Raw genomic sequence first — 217 nt, 5'->3', positions numbered from 1 at the left:
GCTCGAGACCGAGGCCGTCTCTGCTCCAGTGGAAGACGACCCGTTTGCTGCCCTTGAGGGCGCGGAGGAGGAGCAAGGTCACGACAGCCTCCCCCCGGCGACAGAAGACACCCCCATAGAAGCCGAGGTGGCCGTCGAGGCCACACCCGACGCAGACCACTTAGCCGCCACCGAAGAGGAAGACCCCTTCGCGGCGCTTGCTGACGTGGAAGAGCCG

The 217-nt window shown here is 66.8% G+C and carries 1 protein-coding gene; it reads left to right on the top strand.

Annotated features, from left to right (window positions below):
- Positions 1 to 217: hypothetical protein (locus tag AB9K37_RS02580; RefSeq protein ID WP_369835411.1), on the top strand; the 217-nt coding region annotated here is incomplete at both ends.

The organism is Donghicola sp. XS_ASV15, assembly GCF_041224595.1.
Classification (GTDB): domain Bacteria; phylum Pseudomonadota; class Alphaproteobacteria; order Rhodobacterales; family Rhodobacteraceae; genus Donghicola.
This window is presented reverse-complemented; position numbering and strand designations above follow the sequence as displayed.